Below are 18,558 nucleotides of genomic sequence, written 5' to 3'. Positions count from 1 at the left end.
CACCCCTGGTTCATCGGTACGTAACACGCGGGGCCCAGCCGTCACTGCGGTGAAACACCGTGCGGCATCCGTGGAAACCGCGCTGCGCGAATCTCATGGCGCATAACCGGCCCGCACCTTTTCACCGTGGTCCCGCACCCCCGCACGTGGCCGCACCGACGACGAGGAGACGCCGATGCCCCCAGGCATCACGACGCTTGCCGCAGACGCCCCCGAGCTGTCTGCCGCCAACACAGGGTTCATGCTCATCTGCTCCGCGCTGGTGATGCTCATGACCCCGGGTCTGGCCTTCTTCTACGGAGGCATGGTCCGCGTCAAGAGCACCCTGAACATGCTGATGATGAGCTTCATCAGCCTCGGGATCGTCACGGTCCTCTGGGTGCTCTACGGATTCAGCCTCGCCTTCGGCTCCGACGTCGGCTCCGTCATCGGCTGGAGCTCGGACTTCGTCGGCCTCAGCGGAATCGGCGTGACCGAGCTCTGGGACGGCTACACCATCCCGACCTACGTCTTCGCGGTCTTCCAGCTGATGTTCGCCGTGCTCACCCCGGCCCTCATCAGCGGCGCCCTCGCCGACCGGGTCAAGTTCACCTCCTGGGCCCTCTTCATCACGCTCTGGGTCACCGTCGTCTACTTCCCCGTCGCCCACTGGGTGTGGGGCGCGGGCGGCTGGCTCTTCGAGCTGGGCGTCATCGACTTCGCCGGCGGTACGGCCGTCCACATCAACGCGGGTGCGGCGGCACTCGGCGTGATCCTCGTCATCGGCAAGCGGGTCGGCTTCAAGAAGGACCCGATGCGGCCGCACAGCCTGCCGCTCGTCATGCTCGGTGCCGCCCTCCTGTGGTTCGGCTGGTTCGGCTTCAACGCCGGCTCGTGGCTCGGCAACGATGACGGTGTCGGTGCCGTCATGTTCGTCAACACGCAGGTCGCCACGGGTGCGGCGGTCCTCGGCTGGCTCGCCTACGAGAAGATCCGCCACGGCTCCTTCACCACCCTGGGCGCCGCGTCCGGCGCCGTCGCGGGCCTCGTCGCCATCACCCCCGCGGGCGGTGCGGTCAGTCCGCTCGGCGCCATCGCCGTCGGTGTGATCGCCGGTGTCCTGTGCGCCATGGCCGTCGGCCTCAAGTACAGGTTCGGCTACGACGACTCCCTTGACGTCGTCGGCGTCCACCTCGTCGGCGGCATCATCGGCTCGCTCCTCGTCGGCTTCTTCGCCACCGGCGGTGTGCAGTCCGACGCCAAGGGCCTCTTCTACGGCGGCGGGCTCGACCAGCTCGGCAAGCAGGCCGTCGGAGTCTTCGCGGTCCTCGCCTACTCCCTGGTGGTCTCCGCGGTCCTCGCCCTCATCCTGGACAGGACGATCGGGATGCGCGTCTCCGAGGACGACGAGATCTCCGGCATCGACCAGGTCGAGCACGCCGAGACCGCATACGACTTCAGCGGCGCCGGCGGCGGCGCGGCACAACGCACCACGGGACCGGCCCCCGGCACCCCGGCAGCCCCGACGAACAAGAAGGTGGACGCATGAAGCTCATCACCGCAGTCGTGAAGCCGCACAGGCTGGACGAGATCAAGGAGGCCCTCCAGGCCTTCGGCGTCCAGGGCCTCACGGTCACGGAGGCCAGCGGTTACGGGCGTCAGCGCGGACACACCGAGGTCTACCGCGGTGCCGAGTACACCGTCGACCTCGTCCCGAAGATCCGTATCGAGGTCCTCGTCGAGGACGAGGACGCCGAACAGCTCATCGACGTGGTCGTCAAGGCCGCCCGGACGGGCAAGATCGGTGACGGCAAGGTCTGGAGCGTCCCGGTCGAGACAGCCATCCGCGTACGGACCGGCGAACGCGGCCCGGACGCACTCTGACCCGCGGTCCCTGTGAACGGAAAGGCAGCTGGGTGACGAGCACCGAAGTGACCACCGAATCCGAGGACTCGGGACCCAGCGGCTACGCGGCGGCCCGGCTGCGTCTTCTCCAGGAGAAGACGCGGTCCGGGCCGCCGCGCCGTGCGGCCCTGGCCCGGCTCACCGACGACTGGCTCACCGGGCTCTTCACCGCGGCCGCCGAGCGCGCGGGTGTCCGGGGCGCCGCCCTCGTCGCCGTCGGCGGATACGGGCGCGGCGAGCTCTCCCCGCGCAGCGACCTCGACCTCCTGCTCCTGCACGACGGCACCGCCGACGCCGCAGCGGTCGCCGCGCTCGCCGACGGCATCTGGTACCCCGTCTGGGACCTCGGCCTCGCCCTCGACCACTCCGTACGCACGCCCGGCGAAGCCCGCAGGACCGCGGGGGAGGACCTCAAGGTCCAGCTCGGACTGCTCGACGCGCGCCCCGTCACCGGAGACCTGGGCCTCGTCGCCGGACTGCGGACCGCGATCCTCGCCGACTGGCGCAACCAGGCCCCCAAGCGCCTCCCCGCCCTCGACGAACTCTGCCGCGAGCGGGCCGAACGCATGGGCGAGCTCCAGTTCCTTCTGGAACCCGACCTCAAGGAGGCCCGCGGCGGCCTCCGCGACGCCACCGCCCTGCGTGCCGTCGCCGCGTCCTGGGTCGCGGACGCGCCCCGTGAAGGGCTCGCGGAGGCCCGGCGCACGCTCCTCGACGCACGCGACGCGCTCCACCTCACCACCGGCCGGGCCACCGACCGCCTCGCCCTCCAGGAACAGGACCAGGTCGCCGGCGCCCTCGGCCTCCTCGACGCCGACGCCCTGCTGCGCCAGGTGTACGAGGCCGCCAGGACCGTCTCGTACGCCACCGACGTCACCTGGCGCGAGGTCAACCGCGTCCTGCGCGCACGCTCCGCCCGGCCACGGCTGCGCACGATCCTCGGCGGCGCCAAGGCCGCACCGGAACGCACCCCGCTCGCCGAGGGCGTGGTCGAGGCCGACGGCGAGGTGGTCCTCGCGCGCACCGCCCGCCCCGAACGCGATCCCCTGCTCACGCTCAGGGCCGCCGCCGCAGCCGCCGAGGCCGGGCTGCCGCTCTCCCGCCACCTCGTACGCCATCTGGGCACCGCCGCCCAGCCGCTGCCCGTGCCCTGGCCCGCCGAGGCCCGCGAGGAGCTCGTCACCCTGCTCGGTGCCGGCGCCTCGACCGTGGAGGTGTGGGAAGCCCTCGAGTCGGAAGGCATCATCACCCGCCTGCTGCCCGACTGGGAGCGGGTCCACTGCCGGCCGCAGCGCAACCCCGTCCACACCTGGACCGTCGACCGCCATCTCGTCGAGACGGCCGTCCGCGCCTCCCACCTCACCCGCCGCGTCGGCCGCCCCGACCTCCTGCTGATCGCCGCCCTGCTCCACGACATCGGCAAGGGCTGGCCGGGGGACCACTCCGTCGCGGGCGAGGTCATCGCCCGCGACATGGCCGCCCGTATCGGCTTCGACCAGCAGGACGTGGGCGTCGTAGCCACCCTGGTGCGCCACCACCTGCTGCTCGTGGACACCGCCACCCGGCGTGACCTCGACGACCCGGCGACCGTCCGCTCCGTCGCCACGGCCGTCGGCAGCGCCTCCACCCTGGAACTCCTCCACGCGCTCACCGAGGCCGACGCCCTGGCCACCGGGCCCGCCGCCTGGAGCTCCTGGCGCGCCTCCCTCGTCGCCGACCTGGTCAAACGCGTCGCGGCGCTCCTGGCAGGGGAGGAGCCGCCCGCACCCGAGCCGCTCGCCCCCAGCGCCGAGCAGGAACGCCTCGCCGTCGAGGCGCTCCGCACCGGTGGGCCCGTCCTCTCCCTGCACACCCGGCCCGAGCCGGCCCCCGAGGACGGCGGACCGGAACCCGTCGGCGTCGAACTCCTCATCGCCCTGCCCGACCGCCCCGGCGTCCTGCCCGCCGCTGCCGGAGTGCTCGCGCTGCACCGCCTCACCGTGCGCGCCGCCGACCTGCGCGCCGTCGAGCTCCCCACCGAGATGGACGAGACCGCCGGACTGCTGGTGCTCAGCTGGCGGGTCGCCGCCGAGTACGGCTCGCTCCCGCAGGCCACCCGGCTGCGCGCCGACCTCGTACGCGCCCTGGACGGCTCCCTGGACATCCGGGCCAGGCTCGCCGAACGCGAGGCCGCCTATCCGCGCAGGCGCGGGGTGAAGGCCCCGCCCCCCAGGGTGTCCGTAGCGGCGGCGGGCTCCCGCCTGGCCACCGTGATCGAGGTCCGCGCCCAGGACGCCCCCGGGCTGCTGCACCGGATCGGCCGGGCCCTGGAGCGGAGCGCCGTACGGGTGCGCAGCGCCCATGTGTCCACGCTCGGAGCGAACGCCGTGGACGCCTTCTACGTCACGGACGGTGACGGTGAGCCGCTGGCTCCGGAGCGGGCCGCCGAGGTGGCCAGGGAGGTCGAGAAGGAGCTGGGCTGAGCCCCCGCCCCAGGCCCGTTCGTCACGAGAAACGGGCGAGGGCTTTGCGTTCTCCGGGGTCCGGATACCCTGGAGAGCGACTGACCTGCCACGCCCCCGACCCTGAGGACCGACGAGCGCCGTGTTCGATACTCTCTCCGACCGCCTTAGCGCGACTTTCAAGAACCTCAGGGGCAAGGGCCGCTTGTCCGAGGCGGACATCGACGCCACGGCTCGCGAGATCCGTATCGCCCTGCTCGAAGCCGACGTCGCCCTCCCCGTGGTCCGCGCGTTCATCGCCAACATCAAGGAGCGGGCGCGCGGCGCCGAGGTCTCCCAGGCGCTGAACCCCGCCCAGCAGGTCGTCAAGATCGTCAACGAGGAGCTCGTCGGCATCCTGGGCGGCGAGACACGGCGGCTGCGGTTCGCCAAGAACCCGCCCACCGTGATCATGCTCGCGGGTCTGCAGGGTGCCGGTAAGACCACCCTCGCCGGAAAGCTCGGTCTCTGGCTCAAGAGCCAGGGCCACTCCCCGCTGCTCGTCGCCTGTGACCTCCAGCGCCCCAACGCCGTCAACCAGCTCAGCGTCGTCGCCGACCGCGCCGGTGTCGCGGTGTACGCGCCGGAGCCGGGCAACGGCGTGGGGGACCCGGTCAAGGTCGCCAAGGACTCCATCGAGTTCGCCAAGGCCAAGGTCCACGACATCGTGATCGTCGACACCGCCGGCCGCCTCGGCATCGACGAGGAACTGATGCGGCAGGCCGCGGACATCCGCGACGCCGTCAGCCCCGACGAGATCCTCTTCGTCGTCGACGCGATGATCGGCCAGGACGCGGTCAACACCGCCGAGGCCTTCCGCGACGGCGTCGGCTTCGACGGCGTGGTGCTCTCCAAGCTCGACGGTGACGCCCGCGGTGGTGCCGCCCTGTCGATCGCCCACGTCACGGGCAAGCAGATCATGTTCGCGTCGAACGGTGAGAAGCTCGAGGACTTCGACGCCTTCCACCCCGACCGCATGGCGTCCCGCATCCTCGACATGGGTGACCTGCTCACCCTGATCGAGCAGGCGGAGAAGACCTTCAGCCAGGAAGAGGCCGCCAAAATGGCCTCCAAGCTGGCGTCGAGCAAGGGCAAGGACTTCACGCTCGACGACTTCCTGGCGCAGATGGAGCAGGTCAGGAAGATGGGCTCCATCTCCAAGCTGCTCGGGATGCTGCCCGGCATGGGGCAGATCAAGGAACAGATCAACAACATCGACGAGCGTGACGTCGACCGCATGGCCGCGATCATCAAGTCGATGACCCCGAAGGAACGCGCCGAGCCGACGATCATCAACGGCTCGCGCCGGGCCCGTATCGCCAAGGGCTCCGGTGCCGAGGTCTCCGCGGTCAAGGGCCTCATCGAGCGGTTCTTCGAGGCCCGCAAGATGATGTCGAAGATGGCGCAGGGCGGTGGCATGCCCGGGATGCCGGGGATGCCCGGCATGGGCGGCGGCCCCGGCCGTCAGAAGAAGCAGGTCAAGCAGGCCAAGGGCAAGCGCAAGAGCGGCAACCCGATGAAGCGCAAGGCCGAGGAGCAGGCAGCGGCGGCCCGCCGCGAGCAGGCGGCGCAGGGTGGCGCGCTGGGTCTGCCCGCCCAGGAGGACAAGAACTTCGAACTCCCTGACGAGTTCAAGAAGTTCATGGGCTGACCGGCCAGGAACACGGACGAAGGGGCGCCCCGCCCGGCGGGGCGCCCCTTCGCTGTCCCGTGACGACCGCTACGACACGCACACCAGGTAGCGGAAGACGTTCGGCATCCACACCGTGCCGTCGGGCCGCAGATGCGGATGCAGGGCCTCCGCGACCTCCTTCTCCACCTGGGTACGGTCCGTCGCCCGTATGGCCGTGTCGAACAGCCCGGTCGACAGCAGCCCGCGCACCGCGCTGTCCACGTCCGCGTAACCGAACGGGCAGGACACCCGGCCCGAGCCGTCCGGCTTGAGCCCGGCCCGCGCCGCCACCTCTTCCAGGTCGTCCCGCAGCGCGGGCCGCCAGCCGCTTCCGGAGCGCGGGGCCCGCGCCGACTCCGTGAGCCGGGCCGCCACCCTCAGCACCGGAGCCGTGGCGCACCGCTCCGGCGGCCCCCAGCCGGCCAGCACCACCGTGGCCCCCCGCACGGCCAGCGGTACGGCGGAGGCGAGAGCGGGCGCGAGCCCCTCGGAGTCCCCGGCCGCGCAGCCGATCGGCTGGAAGGCGGTCAGCAGGTTGTACGGCGCACCGCCGTCGGGGGCGGCCGCCGGGACGCTGTCGACGAGCCTCGCCCGCGGCTCCGTACGGTCCGCGTCCTGCCCCGGGCCTGAGGCGAGGCGCTCGCGGGCCAGGGCGAGCCGTTCGTGGTCGGTGTCGACGCCGGTGACGCGGGCCCCGCGTGAGGCCGCGATCAGCAGCGCGAGCCCGGAACCGCAGCCGAGGGAGAGCATCCGCGTACCGCCTCCGACTTCGAGGCGCTCGTACACCGCCTCGTAGAGCGGTGCCAGCATGCGCTCCTGGATCTCGGCCCAGTCACGGGCGCGGGTACCGGCGTCCACCGGGGCGGACGAATCCGCGTACCTGTGGTGCCGGACGAGCGTAGGTGTCATGGAATGCGCCCCAATCCGCCGTGAGGTCGGTCGTGCCCGAGTGAGGTCCCCCATGTCTATGTGCTGTGTGCGCGCCCACAGCCCCCGTATGTCAGAGAACTCCGCATCGGCGGTCCCGTCCAGAGGTGGGACGGGGTGGGATGGCATTGCTCACGTGCTCCGGCCGTGCGCCCCCGGGCGCGCCTTTGCGGACGCGGGCGCCGGGAACAGCGCGCCTGATGCTCGCTTCCTCACAGTCTTACCCGACACGCGGGGCGCAGCACGTCGAGCGCCCCGGCCGCCGGTCACGACCGGCGTGCGGCCGTCGCTCCGTGCCGGGTACTGTCACCCGCGGGGCGCCCGTCCACGCCGGTGCGTACGCGTTGCTACGTACCGGCTTGGTGCGAGCTGTGAGGCTTCTCCGCTGATCTGCGCACCCGCCCTCGTCCGGACGCATCAAGGGCAACTGACTGGTACGTGCAAATTATTTGAGATGCCCCGTAATAGGAACACCGGAGCACTCAGGCTCGTTGTCACGACGTGAGCACGACACCACCTGTACTTGCCGCAGAGCTGGCACAGGCGTGGGCCGACATTCAGCGGTACCACCCCGAGCTGCCCGATCTTGCCGCGCCAGAGTCCCTGATCGGAGAGTCCTCGTCCGCCTGTGGCGCCGAGCTCTCCTTCGAACGACTGCTCCACGAGGCAGTCCACGGCATCGCTGCCGCGAGAGGTGTCCGGGACACCTCCCGGGCCGGCCGCTACCACAACCGACGCTTCCTCGCGATCGCCGAGGAGCTGGGCCTCGATCATGCCGAGGAACCCCACCCCAGCAGCGGATTCTCGCTGGTGACGCTTAATCCCGAGGCCAAACGCAGATACCGCCCGACGACCGAACGTCTGCAGCGGGCGCTCAAGGCGCACACCGTGGCCACCGCGGCGGACACCAAGCGCTCGTTCCGTGGTCCCGCCGCGCGGCACGGCTCGTCCGGGGGAGGGGTGCGGGTCAAGGCCGTCTGCGACTGCGGACGCAACGTCCGCGTCGTGCCCTCAGTCCTCGCGCAGGCCCCGATCGTCTGCGGGGGCTGCGGCAAGCCCTTCCGCATCCCGGAAGCGGCGGTCGCGGTGGGGTGACCCGGCGCGGTGTGGCACAATAGGTCGCTGTACTCGACAGTCGCACAGGACCCCTCTCTCCTCCGGCTGACGCGTCCATCGGGCACCCGAGTACCGCAACCCCACGTGGCATCTTTTGTGCCCAACCACGTCAGAGACCAGGAGACACCACTTCCGTGGCAGTCAAGATCAAGCTGAAGCGTCTGGGCAAGATCCGTTCGCCTCACTACCGCATCATCGTCGCCGACTCCCGCGTCCGCCGCGACGGCCGGGCCATCGAGGAGATCGGTCTGTACCACCCGGTGCAGAACCCGTCCCGCATCGAGGTCAACTCGGAGCGCGCGCAGTACTGGCTGTCCGTCGGCGCCCAGCCGACCGAGCCGGTCCTCGCGATCCTGAAGCTCACCGGTGACTGGCAGGCCCACAAGGGCCTCCCGGCCCCCGCGCCGCTGCTGCAGCCGGAGCCCAAGGCTGACAAGCGCGCCCTGTTCGAGGCCCTGGCCACGGATGGCGACGAGGCCAAGGGTGAGGCCATCACCCAGAAGGCCAAGAAGTCGGACAAGAAGGCGGACGAGGCGGCTGACGCTGCCGCGTCCACCGAGTCGACCGAGGCCTGAGCATGCTCGAGGAGGCTCTTGAGCACCTCGTGAAGGGCATCGTCGACAACCCCGACGATGTGCAGGTCGCCTCGCGTGACCTGCGCCGTGGACGCGTTCTCGAGGTCCGGGTACACCCCGACGACCTCGGCAAGGTGATCGGCCGCAACGGCCGCACCGCACGCGCCCTGCGTACCGTCGTGGGTGCCATCGGCGGCCGTGGAATCCGTGTCGACCTCGTCGATGTGGACCAGGTTCGCTGAAAGAGTTGAACACCGGCCGGGGCCGGGGAGGGCTTTCGAGCCGTCCCCGGCCTTTGTCGTCCGTACACCTCAGTAAGAGATCACCGGGAGAAGTAGCGTGCAGTTGGTAGTTGCGCGGATCGGTCGCGCCCATGGCATCAAGGGCGAGGTCACCGTCGAGGTGCGCACCGACGAGCCCGAGCTCCGGCTCGGACCCGGGGCCGTACTGGCCACGGAGCCCGCCCATGCCGGGCCGCTGACCATCGAGACCGGCCGGGTGCACAGCGGCAGGCTGCTGCTGCGGTTCGAGGGCGTGCGCGACCGTACGGCCGCCGAGGCGCTGCGCAACATCCTGCTGATCGCCGAGGTCGACCCGGCGGAACTGCCCGAGGATCCCGAGGAGTTCTACGACCACCAGCTGATGGACCTCGACGTCGTCCTCACCGACGGCACGGAGATCGGCCGCATCACCGAGATCACGCACCTGCCGTCGCAGGACCTGTTCATCGTGGAACGGCCGGACGGGAGCGAGGTGATGATCCCGTTCGTCGAGGAGATCGTCACCGAGATCGACCTGGAGGAGCAGCGGGCCGTCATCACGCCGCCGCCGGGTCTGATCGACGAGAGCGAGGCGGTGATCGCCTCCACGCGCGACGAGGACGGCTCCACGCCTGACGAGGACGCCGTCGAGAGGGACGCGGCGGACGGCGGCGGGAAGGGCGACGCGTGATGCGGCTCGACGTCGTCACGATCTTTCCCGAGTACCTGGACCCCCTGAACGTCTCGCTCGTCGGCAAGGCGCGCACCCGGGGACGCCTCGACGTACACGTCCACGACCTGCGCGACTGGACGTACGACCGGCACAACACGGTGGACGACACCCCTTACGGCGGTGGCCCCGGCATGGTCATGAAGACAGAGCCCTGGGGTGACGCCCTGGACGACGCGCTGGCCGACGGGTACGAGGCCGGGGCGCACTCCCCGGTGCTCGTGGTGCCCACGCCCAGCGGCAGGCCCTTCACCCAGGAACTGGCCGTCGAGCTCTCGGAACGGCCGTGGCTGATCTTCACCCCCGCCCGCTACGAGGGCATCGACCGCAGGGTGATGGACGAGTACGCGACCCGGATGCCGGTCATCGAGGTGTCCATCGGGGACTACGTCCTCGCGGGCGGTGAAGCCGCGGTCCTGGTGATCACCGAGGCCGTGGCCCGGCTGCTGCCCGGGGTGCTCGGCAACGCCGAGTCGCACCGCGACGACTCCTTCGCGCCCGGGGCCATGGCCGACCTGCTCGAGGGGCCGGTCTACACGAAGCCCCCCGAGTGGCGCGGACGTGGCATCCCCGAGGTGCTGCTGAGCGGCCACCACGGCCGGATCGCGCGCTGGCGCCGGGACGAGGCCTTCCGTCGTACCGCCGCCAACAGGCCCGACCTGATCGAGCGATGCGAGGCCTCGGGTTTCGACAAGAAGGACCGCGAGATGCTCTCCATCCTCGGCTGGTCCCCGGGGCCCGACGGGCGATTTTGGCGCAGGCCCGAGGCCGTGGAAGAATAGGCCCGCTGTACGTCCGGCGTGCGCCCCTGCCACAGGGGGACAGACGCCCGCCCGACGTGATCAGCATCCGAACTTCACTCTCTCCCGTCGATGACCTGTGGCATCGGCGAAGAAAGCAGACAACATGACTTCCCTGCTCGATGGCGTCAACGCCGCTTCGCTCCGTACCGACCTCCCGGCGTTCCGCCCGGGTGACACGGTCAACGTCCACGTGCGCGTGATCGAGGGCAACCGCTCCCGTATCCAGCAGTTCAAGGGCATTGTCATCCGTCGCCAGGGCTCGGGCATCAGCGAGACCTTCACGGTCCGCAAGGTCTCCTTCAGCGTCGGCGTCGAGCGCACCTTCCCGGTGCACAGCCCGATCTTCGAGAAGATCGAGCTCGTCACCCGCGGTGACGTCCGTCGCGCCAAGCTCTACTTCCTCCGTGAGCTCCGCGGCAAGGCCGCGAAGATCAAGGAGAAGCGCGACCGCTGATTCACCTCCGGCGTCCACAGCGCGGCCGGATAGGATTCGGCCCCGATGGACACGGAAGCACAGCACATGGAGCGCGATCTCTCCTCCGGCCCCGCAGAAGGGGCGGAGGAGGGGTCGCGCTCCACGCATGTCCGGGACCGGCCGGCCGGGTCGATCACCTGGGGGCGGACCGTCTTTCTGGGCATGCTCTGCACGGTCGCCCTGCTGCTCTTCAGCGCCTTCGTGCTGCAGCCCTTCCTCATCCCCAGCGGCTCGATGCAGCCCACGCTGCGCGTCGGGGACCGGGTCCTCGTCAACAAACTGGCGTACCGTTTCGGCTCGGAGCCCCGGCGCGGCGACGTGGTGGTCTTCGACGGCACCGGATCCTTCGTGCGGGAGACGTCGTCCGGCGGGAACGCCGTCGGCGCGCTGCTGCACGGGGCGGCCGCGTCCCTGGGTCTGGCCGAACCCGCCGGGTCCGACTTCGTGAAGCGGGTGGTGGGCGTGGGGGGCGACCGTGTGGTCTGCTGCGACAAGCGGGGGAGGCTCGAGGTGAACGGCGCTCCGGTGGACGAGGAGTATCTGCACCCGGGTGACCATCCGTCCGACGTCCCCTTCGACATCGTCGTGCCCGACGGCAGGCTGTGGGTGATGGGCGACCACCGCAGCAGCTCGCGGGACTCCCGGGACCACCTGGGGGAGCCGGGGGGCGGCATGGTGCCCGTGGAGCGGGTGACAGGACGGGTCGACTGGCTCGGCTGGCCGCTGGGCAGAATCGGCTCCCTGGAGGGCACCGACGCCTTCACGGGTATACGGCCGGCGGACGCGGCCCATGGGTAACAGGGGGCGAGGGCGGGGAGTGCCGGACGACGGCGCGCCGCTGCCCACCGGATCGAGGCCCGCCACGAGCCGCTCACTGCCCACGCGGGCGGAGCGCCGCAAGCTGGCCCGCAAGGTGAAACGCCGCCGGCGCCGGTCCGCGATCAAGGAGATACCCCTCCTCGTCCTGGTCGCGCTGCTGATCGCGCTCGTACTCAAGACCTTCCTCGTCCAGGCCTTCGTGATTCCCTCCGGGTCGATGGAGCAGACGATCCGGATCGGCGACCGGGTGCTGGTGGACAAGCTGACGCCCTGGTTCGGCTCCGAACCGCAGCGCGGCGACGTGGTCGTCTTCAAGGACCCGGGCGGCTGGCTGCAGCAGGAGGCCGCAGCCGCCGAGGAACCGCCCGCAGGCGTCAAACAGGTCAAGGAACTGCTGACCTTCATCGGACTGCTGCCCTCGGAGGACGAGCAGGACCTGATCAAGCGCGTGGTGGCGGTCGGGGGCGACACCGTGAAGTGCTGCGGCGCCGACGGCAGGGTCACGGTCAACGGCGTGGCGCTCGACGAGCCGTACCTCAATCCCGGCGATGTGCCCTCCACCCTCGAATTCGAGGTAGAGGTTCCAGAGGGCCGTATCTTCGTGATGGGCGACCACCGGTCGAATTCCGCCGACTCGCGATTCCATCTCGACAAGCCGGGTAACGGCACGGTCTCGGAGGACGAGGTCGTGGGGCGGGCCGTGGTGATCGCGTGGCCGTTCGGTCATTGGCGCAGGCTGGAAGAGCCCGGAACGTATGCCTCCGTTCCTGAGGGGGGCGTCGGAGCGACCGCTGCGAAGGCCCCGTCGAATAGTGTGTCCTCCCAGGATCGCAACGGAATGGTCCTGCTCCCGACCCCTGCGGAACTCCCGCTCGTTATGGGAGTGGTGGGCCTGCGCCGAATCGGGCGCGGGCGGTGGCACGGAGTGAGGAGTGGATGTGGGGGATTTGGCGGTCGGCGCACGATCCGGACACGACGAACCCGAGGACCGGCCTTCGAGCGACGGGGTCCCGGTGGAGGCGGAGAGTGACGGCACGTCCCCGGACGGTGGCAGTTCGGCGGTGAAGAAACCCCGCTCGTTCTGGAAGGAGCTGCCGCTCCTCGTCGGCATCGCGCTCGTTCTCGCGCTGTTGATCAAGACGTTCCTGGTGCAGGCGTTCTCGATCCCCTCGGACTCCATGCAGAACACCCTGCAACGGGGTGACCGGGTGCTGGTCGACAAGCTGACCCCGTGGTTCGGTTCGGAGCCCGAGCGTGGAGAGGTGGTGGTCTTCCACGACCCGGGCGGCTGGCTGGAGGACACCGCGACGCCCGAGCCCAACGCGGTGCAGAAGTTCCTGAGCTTCATCGGACTGATGCCGTCCGCCGAGGAGAAGGACCTGATCAAGAGGGTCGTCGCCGTCGGCGGTGACACCGTCCAGTGCAAGAAGAACGGGCCGGTGACGGTCAACGGCAAGGCGCTGGACGACAAGTCGTTCATCTTCGAGGGCAACAGCGCGTGTGACGACGAGCCGTTCGGGCCGATCCATGTGCCCGAGGGCCGGATCTGGGTGATGGGCGACCACCGGCAGAATTCGCTGGACTCCCGCTACCACCAGGAGCTTCCCGGCCAGGGCACGGTCTCCACGGACGAGGTGGTCGGACGGGCCGTGGTCGTGGCGTGGCCCATCAACCGCTGGGCGACGCTTCCGGTGCCGAAGACGTTCGACCAGCCCGGACTGAACGCGGTCGCCTCGGCGGCGGTTCCCGGAGCACTCGGTGTAGCCGGAGCGCTGCCCCTCGTGTTCTGGCGTCGCCGCAGGCTGACCCGCGGGCATACCGCCGGGTAGGGTGCCGCTCGGATCAGCGATTGTCGATCTCCGATGGGGGAGCGCTGGGATGAGTGGATCAGAACGTGACGACGGCCGCGGCCGGCTCGGCAACGTGTTGTCGAACCTGGCCGTGGCCGTCGGCTGTGTGCTCTTCCTCGGCGGTTTCGCCTGGGGGGCGCTGGTGTACAAGCCGTACACCGTGCCGACCGACTCGATGACGCCGACGGTGAACGCCGGCGACCGGGTCCTCGCGGAGCGGATAGACGGCGGCGACGTGCGGCGCGGAGACGTGGTCGTCTTCACCGACTCGACGTGGGGTGACGTGCCCATGGTGAAGCGGGTCGTGGGCGTCGGCGGCGACAAGATCGCGTGCTGTGACAAGGAAGGCCGGCTCACCGTCAACGGCAAGCCGATCGAAGAACCGTATCTGCGCGCCGAGGGCGCCTCGTCCCTCATCCCGGCGGACGGCCTCGCCCCGGCCTCGCCCCAGAACTTCACGGCCGATGTGCCCGAGGGCCAGCTCTTCCTCCTCGGCGACGAGCGCAGCACCTCACTGGACTCCCGGGTGCACCTGGAGGACCCGGGTCAGGGCTCGGTGCCGCGCAGTGCCGTCCAGGCGCGGGTGGACGCCGTCGCCTGGCCCGTGAACGGCATGATCGGCCGCCCCGAGGCCTTCGCGTCCCTGCCCGGCGGCGTGTCGTCCGAGGGCCCGCTGCCGCTGCAGGTGGGTGCCCTCGTGGTGGGGTTGGTGCTCATCCTGGGAGGATCCGCCTACGGCCCGCTGTCGGCGCGTTCCGCCCGGGGGAGCAAGAGGCCGAAGGCGTCCGCCGGTGCTCACTGAGGCACGCAAGGTCGCCCGGGTGGTGCTCCTCGACCCGGACGACCGGATCCTGCTGCTGCACGGCTTCGAGCCCGCCGACCCGGCCGAGAGCTGGTGGTTCACCCCGGGCGGCGGCCTGGAGGGCGACGAGACCCGCGAGGAGGCCGCCCTGCGGGAGCTCGCCGAGGAGACCGGGATCACGGACGTCTGCCTCGGTCCCCTGCTGTGGACGAGGGCCTGCTCCTTTCCGTTCGACGGGCGGCGCTGGGACCAGGACGAGTGGTACTTCCTCGCCCGTACGTCACAGACCGCGACCGACCAGAAAGGGCTCACCGAGCTGGAGCTGCGCAGTGTCGCCGGTCTGAGGTGGTGGACTTCCGCCGAACTTCTCGCCACGCGTGAGACGGTGTATCCGACCAGGCTCGCCGGGCTGCTGCGCACGCTGCTCGACGAGGGTCCCCCGAGTGTTCCGCTGGTTCTCGCCCCCGAAATCGTCTAATCGGCCAGGGGTGCGTGGGGCTGACGCACAATAGGGGGACGCACGGCTGAAGGGGAACATGCCATGAGTGCCGAGGACCTCGAGAAGTACGAGACCGAGATGGAGCTGAAGCTCTACCGGGAGTACCGCGATGTCGTCGGTCTGTTCAAATATGTGATCGAGACCGAACGGCGCTTCTACCTCACCAATGATTACGAGATGCAGGTGCACTCGGTCCAGGGTGAGGTCTTTTTCGAGGTTTCCATGGCGGATGCGTGGGTCTGGGACATGTACAGGCCCGCCCGGTTCGTCAAGCAGGTCCGCGTATTGACGTTCAAGGACGTGAACATCGAGGAACTCAACAAGAGCGATCTCGAACTCCCGGGCGGCTGACCCCGGCCTGCTCCCCCGATATCCCGGTTCACTCGTCCGAGTGGCCGGGATATCCACATCGGCCTGGTTGTCCACCAAGATCCAATAGATCGGACGGGGCACGTCACAGTCGGTGCCGGAGGTGGTGCCGATATGAACGCACGGGGGGCACTCGGGCGGTACGGCGAGGATCTGGCGGCACGGCTGCTGGCCGACGCCGGCATGACTGTGATCGAGCGCAACTGGCGGTGTCGGGCGGGAGAGATCGACATCGTCGCCAGGGACGGCGACGCGGTGGTCGTCTGCGAGGTGAAGGCCCGCAGGGCGGGCTCCTTCGAGCATCCCATGGAAGCCGTCACACCGGCCAAGGCGGAGCGGCTGCGCAGGCTCGCCGAGATCTGGCTCGGACGGCACGGCGGTCCGCCGCCAGGTGGGGTCCGGATCGATCTGATCGGCGTGATCCTGCCCAGGCGTGGCGCCCCGGTCGCCGAGCATGTGCGGGGCGTGGCCTGATGGGGTTCGCGCGGGCATGCTCGGTGGCGCTGGTCGGCGTCGAGGGCGTCGTGGTGGAGGTCCAGGCCGATCTGGAGCCAGGCGTGGCGGCGTTCACGCTCGTGGGGCTGCCGGACAAGAGCCTCGTGGAGAGCCGGGACCGGGTCAGGGCCGCGGTCGTCAACTCCGGTGCGGAGTGGCCGCAGAAGAAGCTCACGGTGGGACTCTCCCCCGCCTCGGTACCGAAAAGTGGTTCGGGCTTCGATCTCGCCGTCGCGTGTGCGGTCCTCGGTGCGGCCGAGCGGATCGACCCCGCGGCCATCGCCGATGTGGTCATGATCGGGGAGCTGGGGCTCGACGGCAGGGTGCGCCCGGTGCGCGGGGTGCTGCCCGCGGTCCTCGCGGCGGCCGAAGCGGGGTACCGGCACGTTGTCGTCCCGGAGCAGACCGCGGGGGAGGCCGCGCTCGTGCCGGGCGTCTCCGTCCTCGGCGTACGGAGCCTGCGCCAGCTGATCGCCGTCCTCGGCGACGAACCCGTCCCCGAGGAGCCGGCCGCCGACCGGGGGCGCCCCGACACGATGCTGGCCGGGCTGATGGTGCCCGGAGCGGGCCTGGGCACGGGGCTGGCCCCGCTGACGGCCGACGGCACGGCGCACCGGCCCGATCTGTCCGACGTCGCGGGCCAGGGCCGGGCGCGCAAGGCCCTGGAGGTGGCGGCGGCAGGGGGACACCACCTGCTGCTCTCCGGCCCGCCCGGGGCGGGGAAGACCATGCTGGCCGAGCGGCTCACGGCGATCCTGCCGCCGCTCTCCCGGCAGGAGTCCCTCGAGGTGACGGCGGTGCACTCGGTCGCGGGCATCCTCCCGCCGGGCGAACCCCTGATCAGCAGAGCGCCGTACTGCGCCCCGCACCACTCGGCGACGATGCAGTCACTCGTGGGCGGTGGCAACGGCCTGCCGCGGCCGGGAGCCGTGTCCCTGGCGCACCGGGGCGTCCTCTTCCTGGACGAGGCCCCGGAGTTCTCCGGGCGGGCCCTCGACGCGCTGCGCCAGCCCCTGGAGTCCGGACATGTGGTGGTCGCACGCGCGGCCGGGGTCGTCCGGCTGCCCGCGCGCTTCCTGATGGTCCTTGCCGCCAACCCCTGTCCGTGCGGCAGGCACACCCTGGCCGGGGCGGGCTGTGAATGCCCGCCGTCGGCGGTCCGCCGTTACCAGGCACGGCTGTCGGGCCCGCTGCTCGACCGGGTGGATCTGCGCGTCGAGGTCGAGCCCGTCGGAAGGGCCGACCTCATGGGGAGCGGCGGCCGCGGGGAGTCGTCCGCCGAGGTGGCCGCCCGGGTGCGGGCGGCAAGGGAGCGCGCCGCCGAGCGGCTCGCGGGCACCCCCTGGACCACCAACAGCGAAGTGCCCGGGCACGAACTGCGGACCAGACTGGTCGCGGCCCCCGGCGCCCTGATGGCGGCCGAGCGGGACATGGAGCGGGGAATCCTCACCGCTCGCGGCCTCGACAGGGTCCTGCGCGTGGCCTGGACCGTGGCCGACCTGAGGGCCGCCGACCGCCCGGACGCGTCGGACATCGCGGTGGCACTGGAGCTGCGGACGGGTATCCAGCGGGGGGTCCCCATGCAGGCGGGAGCCCGGTGAACGCCCTGCCGGCCCCTGGCGAGCCCGAGCGGCTGGCACGCGCCGCCCTCACCAGGGTGTTCGAGCCCGGGGACGAGCGCGCCGGGCGCTGGATCCGTGAGATCGGTTCCGTCGAGCTGATACGGCGTCTGGCGGGCACGGACGCAACCGCGCAGGCGCTGGAGGGGATGACGGCGACCCGGCTCGCCGGGTACCGCCTGCGGGCGTCGAGTGCCGTCCCTGGAAGGGACCTGGCGGAGATCGCCGCGATCGGAGGGCGTTTCGTCTGTCCCGGTGACCGGGAGTGGCCGAGCCAGCTCGACGACCTGGGGGACGCGCGCCCGATCGGCCTCTGGGTGCGCGGCCGGTCCGACCTGCGCCTCTGGGCGCTGCGTTCCGTCGCGCTCGTGGGCGCCCGGGCCTGCACGTCCTACGGGGCGCACATGGCGGCGACCCTCGCCGCAGGGCTGGCGGAGCGGGGCTGGGTCGTGGTCTCCGGCGCGGCGTTCGGGGTGGACGGAGCCGCCCATCGCGGGGCGCTGGCCGCGGGCGGCGCCACCATGGCGGTGCTGGCCTGCGGGGTCGACGTGGCCTACCCCCGGGGCCACGCAGAGCTGATCGGACGCATCGTGGAACAGGGCGTGGTCATGGGCGAGCTGCCGCCTGGGGCCCATCCGACGCGCAGCAGATTCATCCTCCGGAACAGGGTGATCGCGGCACTCACCAGGGGCACCGTGGTGGTGGAAGCCGAATACCGCAGCGGCTCGCTGGTCACCGCGAGGAACGCGCAACGGCTGGGCCGTTTCACGATGGGGGTCCCCGGCCCCGCCACGAGCGGCCTCTCGGCGGGCGTGCATGAACTCCTCCGCGGTGAGGGCGTCCTGGTCACCGACGCCGCCGAGATCTCCGAACTGGTGGGGGACATCGGTGAACTGGCCCCGGCAAGAAGCGGCCCCGTCCTGCCCAGGGACCTCCTCGACGACGCCTTGGCGCGGGTGCTGGACGCGCTGCCGGGGACGGGCGCGATGGAGGGGCGCGCCGTGGCCAGGAGCGCCGGAGCGTCCACGGATGAAGCCCTCGGGCGGTTGTACGAACTCCACTCACTGGGGTTCGTCGAACGGGAGGGCGACGGATGGCGGTTGACGCGGGGACGGACACGCAATGGGGACGCGCGGCGAGGCGGTACTTGACCCGGAGCATTCGGGTGAAAAGGTGATGCAGA

20 protein-coding genes are annotated in these 18,558 nt (G+C 70.9%); 19 read left to right on the top strand and 1 reads right to left on the bottom strand.

Translation table 11 applies throughout. From position 1 onward, the window contains the following. Positions 1-175 precede the first annotated feature (175 nt). The 4 genes from ACZ32T_RS17645 to ffh all read left to right on the top strand — a co-directional run bounded on the left by ACZ32T_RS17645 (position 176) and on the right by ffh (position 6,015). On the top strand, positions 176-1,528 hold the full coding sequence (locus tag ACZ32T_RS17645; RefSeq protein ID WP_467270559.1) for an ammonium transporter: 1,353 nt from the start codon (positions 176-178) through the stop codon (positions 1,526-1,528). After that, entirely contained in the window at positions 1,525-1,863 is a 339-nt protein-coding gene (locus ACZ32T_RS17640; RefSeq protein WP_014048583.1) for a P-II family nitrogen regulator, read from the top strand. Before ACZ32T_RS17645 ends, ACZ32T_RS17640 begins: the two co-directional genes overlap by 4 nt. A 32-nt stretch (positions 1,864-1,895) precedes the next feature. Next, entirely contained in the window at positions 1,896-4,346 is a 2,451-nt protein-coding gene (locus tag ACZ32T_RS17635; protein ID WP_467270561.1) for a [protein-PII] uridylyltransferase, read from the top strand. A gap of 121 nt (positions 4,347-4,467) precedes the next feature. Next, a complete protein-coding gene (gene ffh, locus ACZ32T_RS17630) occupies positions 4,468-6,015 on the top strand; it encodes a signal recognition particle protein (protein ID WP_393763906.1) in 1,548 nt (515 codons plus the stop codon). 69 nt (positions 6,016-6,084) lie between these two features. Here the strand turns inward: ffh and ACZ32T_RS17625 are convergent, their stop codons facing one another. Further along, the gene (locus ACZ32T_RS17625; RefSeq protein ID WP_467270563.1) at positions 6,085-6,945 is read right to left on the bottom strand and encodes an SAM-dependent methyltransferase; all 861 of its coding nucleotides are present in this window, start codon (positions 6,943-6,945) and stop codon (positions 6,085-6,087) included. A 519-nt stretch (positions 6,946-7,464) separates the two neighbouring features. Between ACZ32T_RS17625 and ACZ32T_RS17620 the strand changes: the two genes are divergently transcribed. The 15 genes from ACZ32T_RS17620 to dprA all read left to right on the top strand — a co-directional run bounded on the left by ACZ32T_RS17620 (position 7,465) and on the right by dprA (position 18,526). Next, the gene (locus ACZ32T_RS17620) at positions 7,465-8,058 is read left to right on the top strand and encodes a hypothetical protein (RefSeq protein ID WP_003965961.1); all 594 of its coding nucleotides are present in this window, start codon (positions 7,465-7,467) and stop codon (positions 8,056-8,058) included. Positions 8,059-8,213: 155 nt separating this feature from the next. Continuing rightward, on the top strand, positions 8,214-8,654 hold the full coding sequence (gene rpsP, locus ACZ32T_RS17615; protein WP_356713593.1) for a 30S ribosomal protein S16: 441 nt from the start codon (positions 8,214-8,216) through the stop codon (positions 8,652-8,654). Positions 8,655-8,656: 2 nt separating this feature from the next. Next, entirely contained in the window at positions 8,657-8,896 is a 240-nt protein-coding gene (locus ACZ32T_RS17610; RefSeq protein ID WP_014153811.1) for an RNA-binding protein, read from the top strand. A gap of 97 nt (positions 8,897-8,993) precedes the next feature. Continuing rightward, positions 8,994-9,605 (top strand): ribosome maturation factor RimM, encoded by a 612-nt coding sequence (gene rimM / locus ACZ32T_RS17605; protein WP_467270566.1) that lies wholly within the window; start codon positions 8,994-8,996, stop codon positions 9,603-9,605. After that, entirely contained in the window at positions 9,605-10,426 is an 822-nt protein-coding gene (trmD, locus tag ACZ32T_RS17600; protein ID WP_467367685.1) for a tRNA (guanosine(37)-N1)-methyltransferase TrmD, read from the top strand. The genes rimM and trmD overlap by 1 nt, the downstream gene beginning before the upstream one ends. A gap of 124 nt (positions 10,427-10,550) precedes the next feature. Beyond that, positions 10,551-10,901 carry a 50S ribosomal protein L19 gene (gene rplS, locus ACZ32T_RS17595; RefSeq protein ID WP_033304056.1) on the top strand — a complete coding sequence of 117 codons (351 nt, stop codon included), beginning with the start codon at positions 10,551-10,553 and terminating at the stop codon, positions 10,899-10,901. Between the two features lie 45 nt (positions 10,902-10,946). Next, on the top strand, positions 10,947-11,720 hold the full coding sequence (gene lepB, locus ACZ32T_RS17590) for a signal peptidase I (RefSeq protein WP_467270569.1): 774 nt from the start codon (positions 10,947-10,949) through the stop codon (positions 11,718-11,720). After that, on the top strand, positions 11,713-12,771 hold the full coding sequence (gene lepB / locus ACZ32T_RS17585) for a signal peptidase I (RefSeq protein WP_467270571.1): 1,059 nt from the start codon (positions 11,713-11,715) through the stop codon (positions 12,769-12,771). Before lepB (ACZ32T_RS17590) ends, lepB (ACZ32T_RS17585) begins: the two co-directional genes overlap by 8 nt. Then, positions 12,689-13,570 carry a signal peptidase I gene (lepB, locus tag ACZ32T_RS17580; RefSeq protein WP_467270697.1) on the top strand — a complete coding sequence of 294 codons (882 nt, stop codon included), beginning with the start codon at positions 12,689-12,691 and terminating at the stop codon, positions 13,568-13,570. The genes lepB (ACZ32T_RS17585) and lepB (ACZ32T_RS17580) overlap by 83 nt, the downstream gene beginning before the upstream one ends. 49 nt (positions 13,571-13,619) lie before the next feature. Further along, positions 13,620-14,393 carry a signal peptidase I gene (lepB, locus tag ACZ32T_RS17575; protein ID WP_467367683.1) on the top strand — a complete coding sequence of 258 codons (774 nt, stop codon included), beginning with the start codon at positions 13,620-13,622 and terminating at the stop codon, positions 14,391-14,393. Next, the gene (locus tag ACZ32T_RS17570) at positions 14,383-14,871 is read left to right on the top strand and encodes an NUDIX hydrolase (RefSeq protein WP_467270574.1); all 489 of its coding nucleotides are present in this window, start codon (positions 14,383-14,385) and stop codon (positions 14,869-14,871) included. The genes lepB (ACZ32T_RS17575) and ACZ32T_RS17570 overlap by 11 nt, the downstream gene beginning before the upstream one ends. A 63-nt stretch (positions 14,872-14,934) precedes the next feature. Continuing rightward, complete coding sequence (locus ACZ32T_RS17565; protein WP_003965949.1) at positions 14,935-15,243, top strand: DUF2469 domain-containing protein; 309 nt, start codon at positions 14,935-14,937, stop codon at positions 15,241-15,243. A 132-nt stretch (positions 15,244-15,375) separates the two neighbouring features. Then, positions 15,376-15,735, top strand: a complete 360-nt coding sequence (locus ACZ32T_RS17560; RefSeq protein WP_467270576.1) for a YraN family protein — start codon at positions 15,376-15,378, stop codon at positions 15,733-15,735. After that, positions 15,735-17,357 (top strand): YifB family Mg chelatase-like AAA ATPase, encoded by a 1,623-nt coding sequence (locus tag ACZ32T_RS17555; RefSeq protein WP_467367681.1) that lies wholly within the window; start codon positions 15,735-15,737, stop codon positions 17,355-17,357. Before ACZ32T_RS17560 ends, ACZ32T_RS17555 begins: the two co-directional genes overlap by 1 nt. After that, positions 17,354-18,526: a DNA-processing protein DprA gene (gene dprA / locus ACZ32T_RS17550; protein WP_467367679.1), complete on the top strand. Its 1,173-nt coding sequence runs from the start codon at positions 17,354-17,356 to the stop codon at positions 18,524-18,526. The genes ACZ32T_RS17555 and dprA overlap by 4 nt, the downstream gene beginning before the upstream one ends. The last annotated feature ends 32 nt before the right edge of the window (positions 18,527-18,558 follow it).

The sequence above is a fragment of the Streptomyces sp. NPDC023573 genome, from assembly GCF_055559735.1.
This window is presented reverse-complemented; position numbering and strand designations above follow the sequence as displayed.

What these genes read in the sequence shown, in the direction of transcription:
- ACZ32T_RS17645 (WP_467270559.1), top strand. Translation starts at nt 176, where the DNA reads ATGCCCCCAGGCATCACGACGCTTGCCGCAGACGCCCCCGAGCTGTCT.
- ACZ32T_RS17640 (WP_014048583.1), top strand. Translation starts at nt 1,525, where the DNA reads ATGAAGCTCATCACCGCAGTCGTGAAGCCGCACAGGCTGGACGAGATC.
- ACZ32T_RS17625 (WP_467270563.1), bottom strand. Translation starts at nt 6,945, where the DNA reads ATGACACCTACGCTCGTCCGGCACCACAGGTACGCGGATTCGTCCGCC.
- ACZ32T_RS17610 (WP_014153811.1), top strand. Translation starts at nt 8,657, where the DNA reads ATGCTCGAGGAGGCTCTTGAGCACCTCGTGAAGGGCATCGTCGACAAC.
- trmD (WP_467367685.1), top strand. Translation starts at nt 9,605, where the DNA reads ATGCGGCTCGACGTCGTCACGATCTTTCCCGAGTACCTGGACCCCCTG.
- rplS (WP_033304056.1), top strand. Translation starts at nt 10,551, where the DNA reads ATGACTTCCCTGCTCGATGGCGTCAACGCCGCTTCGCTCCGTACCGAC.
- lepB (WP_467270569.1), top strand. Translation starts at nt 10,947, where the DNA reads ATGGACACGGAAGCACAGCACATGGAGCGCGATCTCTCCTCCGGCCCC.
- lepB (WP_467270571.1), top strand. Translation starts at nt 11,713, where the DNA reads ATGGGTAACAGGGGGCGAGGGCGGGGAGTGCCGGACGACGGCGCGCCG.
- lepB (WP_467367683.1), top strand. Translation starts at nt 13,620, where the DNA reads ATGAGTGGATCAGAACGTGACGACGGCCGCGGCCGGCTCGGCAACGTG.
- ACZ32T_RS17565 (WP_003965949.1), top strand. Translation starts at nt 14,935, where the DNA reads ATGAGTGCCGAGGACCTCGAGAAGTACGAGACCGAGATGGAGCTGAAG.
- ACZ32T_RS17560 (WP_467270576.1), top strand. Translation starts at nt 15,376, where the DNA reads ATGAACGCACGGGGGGCACTCGGGCGGTACGGCGAGGATCTGGCGGCA.
- ACZ32T_RS17555 (WP_467367681.1), top strand. Translation starts at nt 15,735, where the DNA reads ATGGGGTTCGCGCGGGCATGCTCGGTGGCGCTGGTCGGCGTCGAGGGC.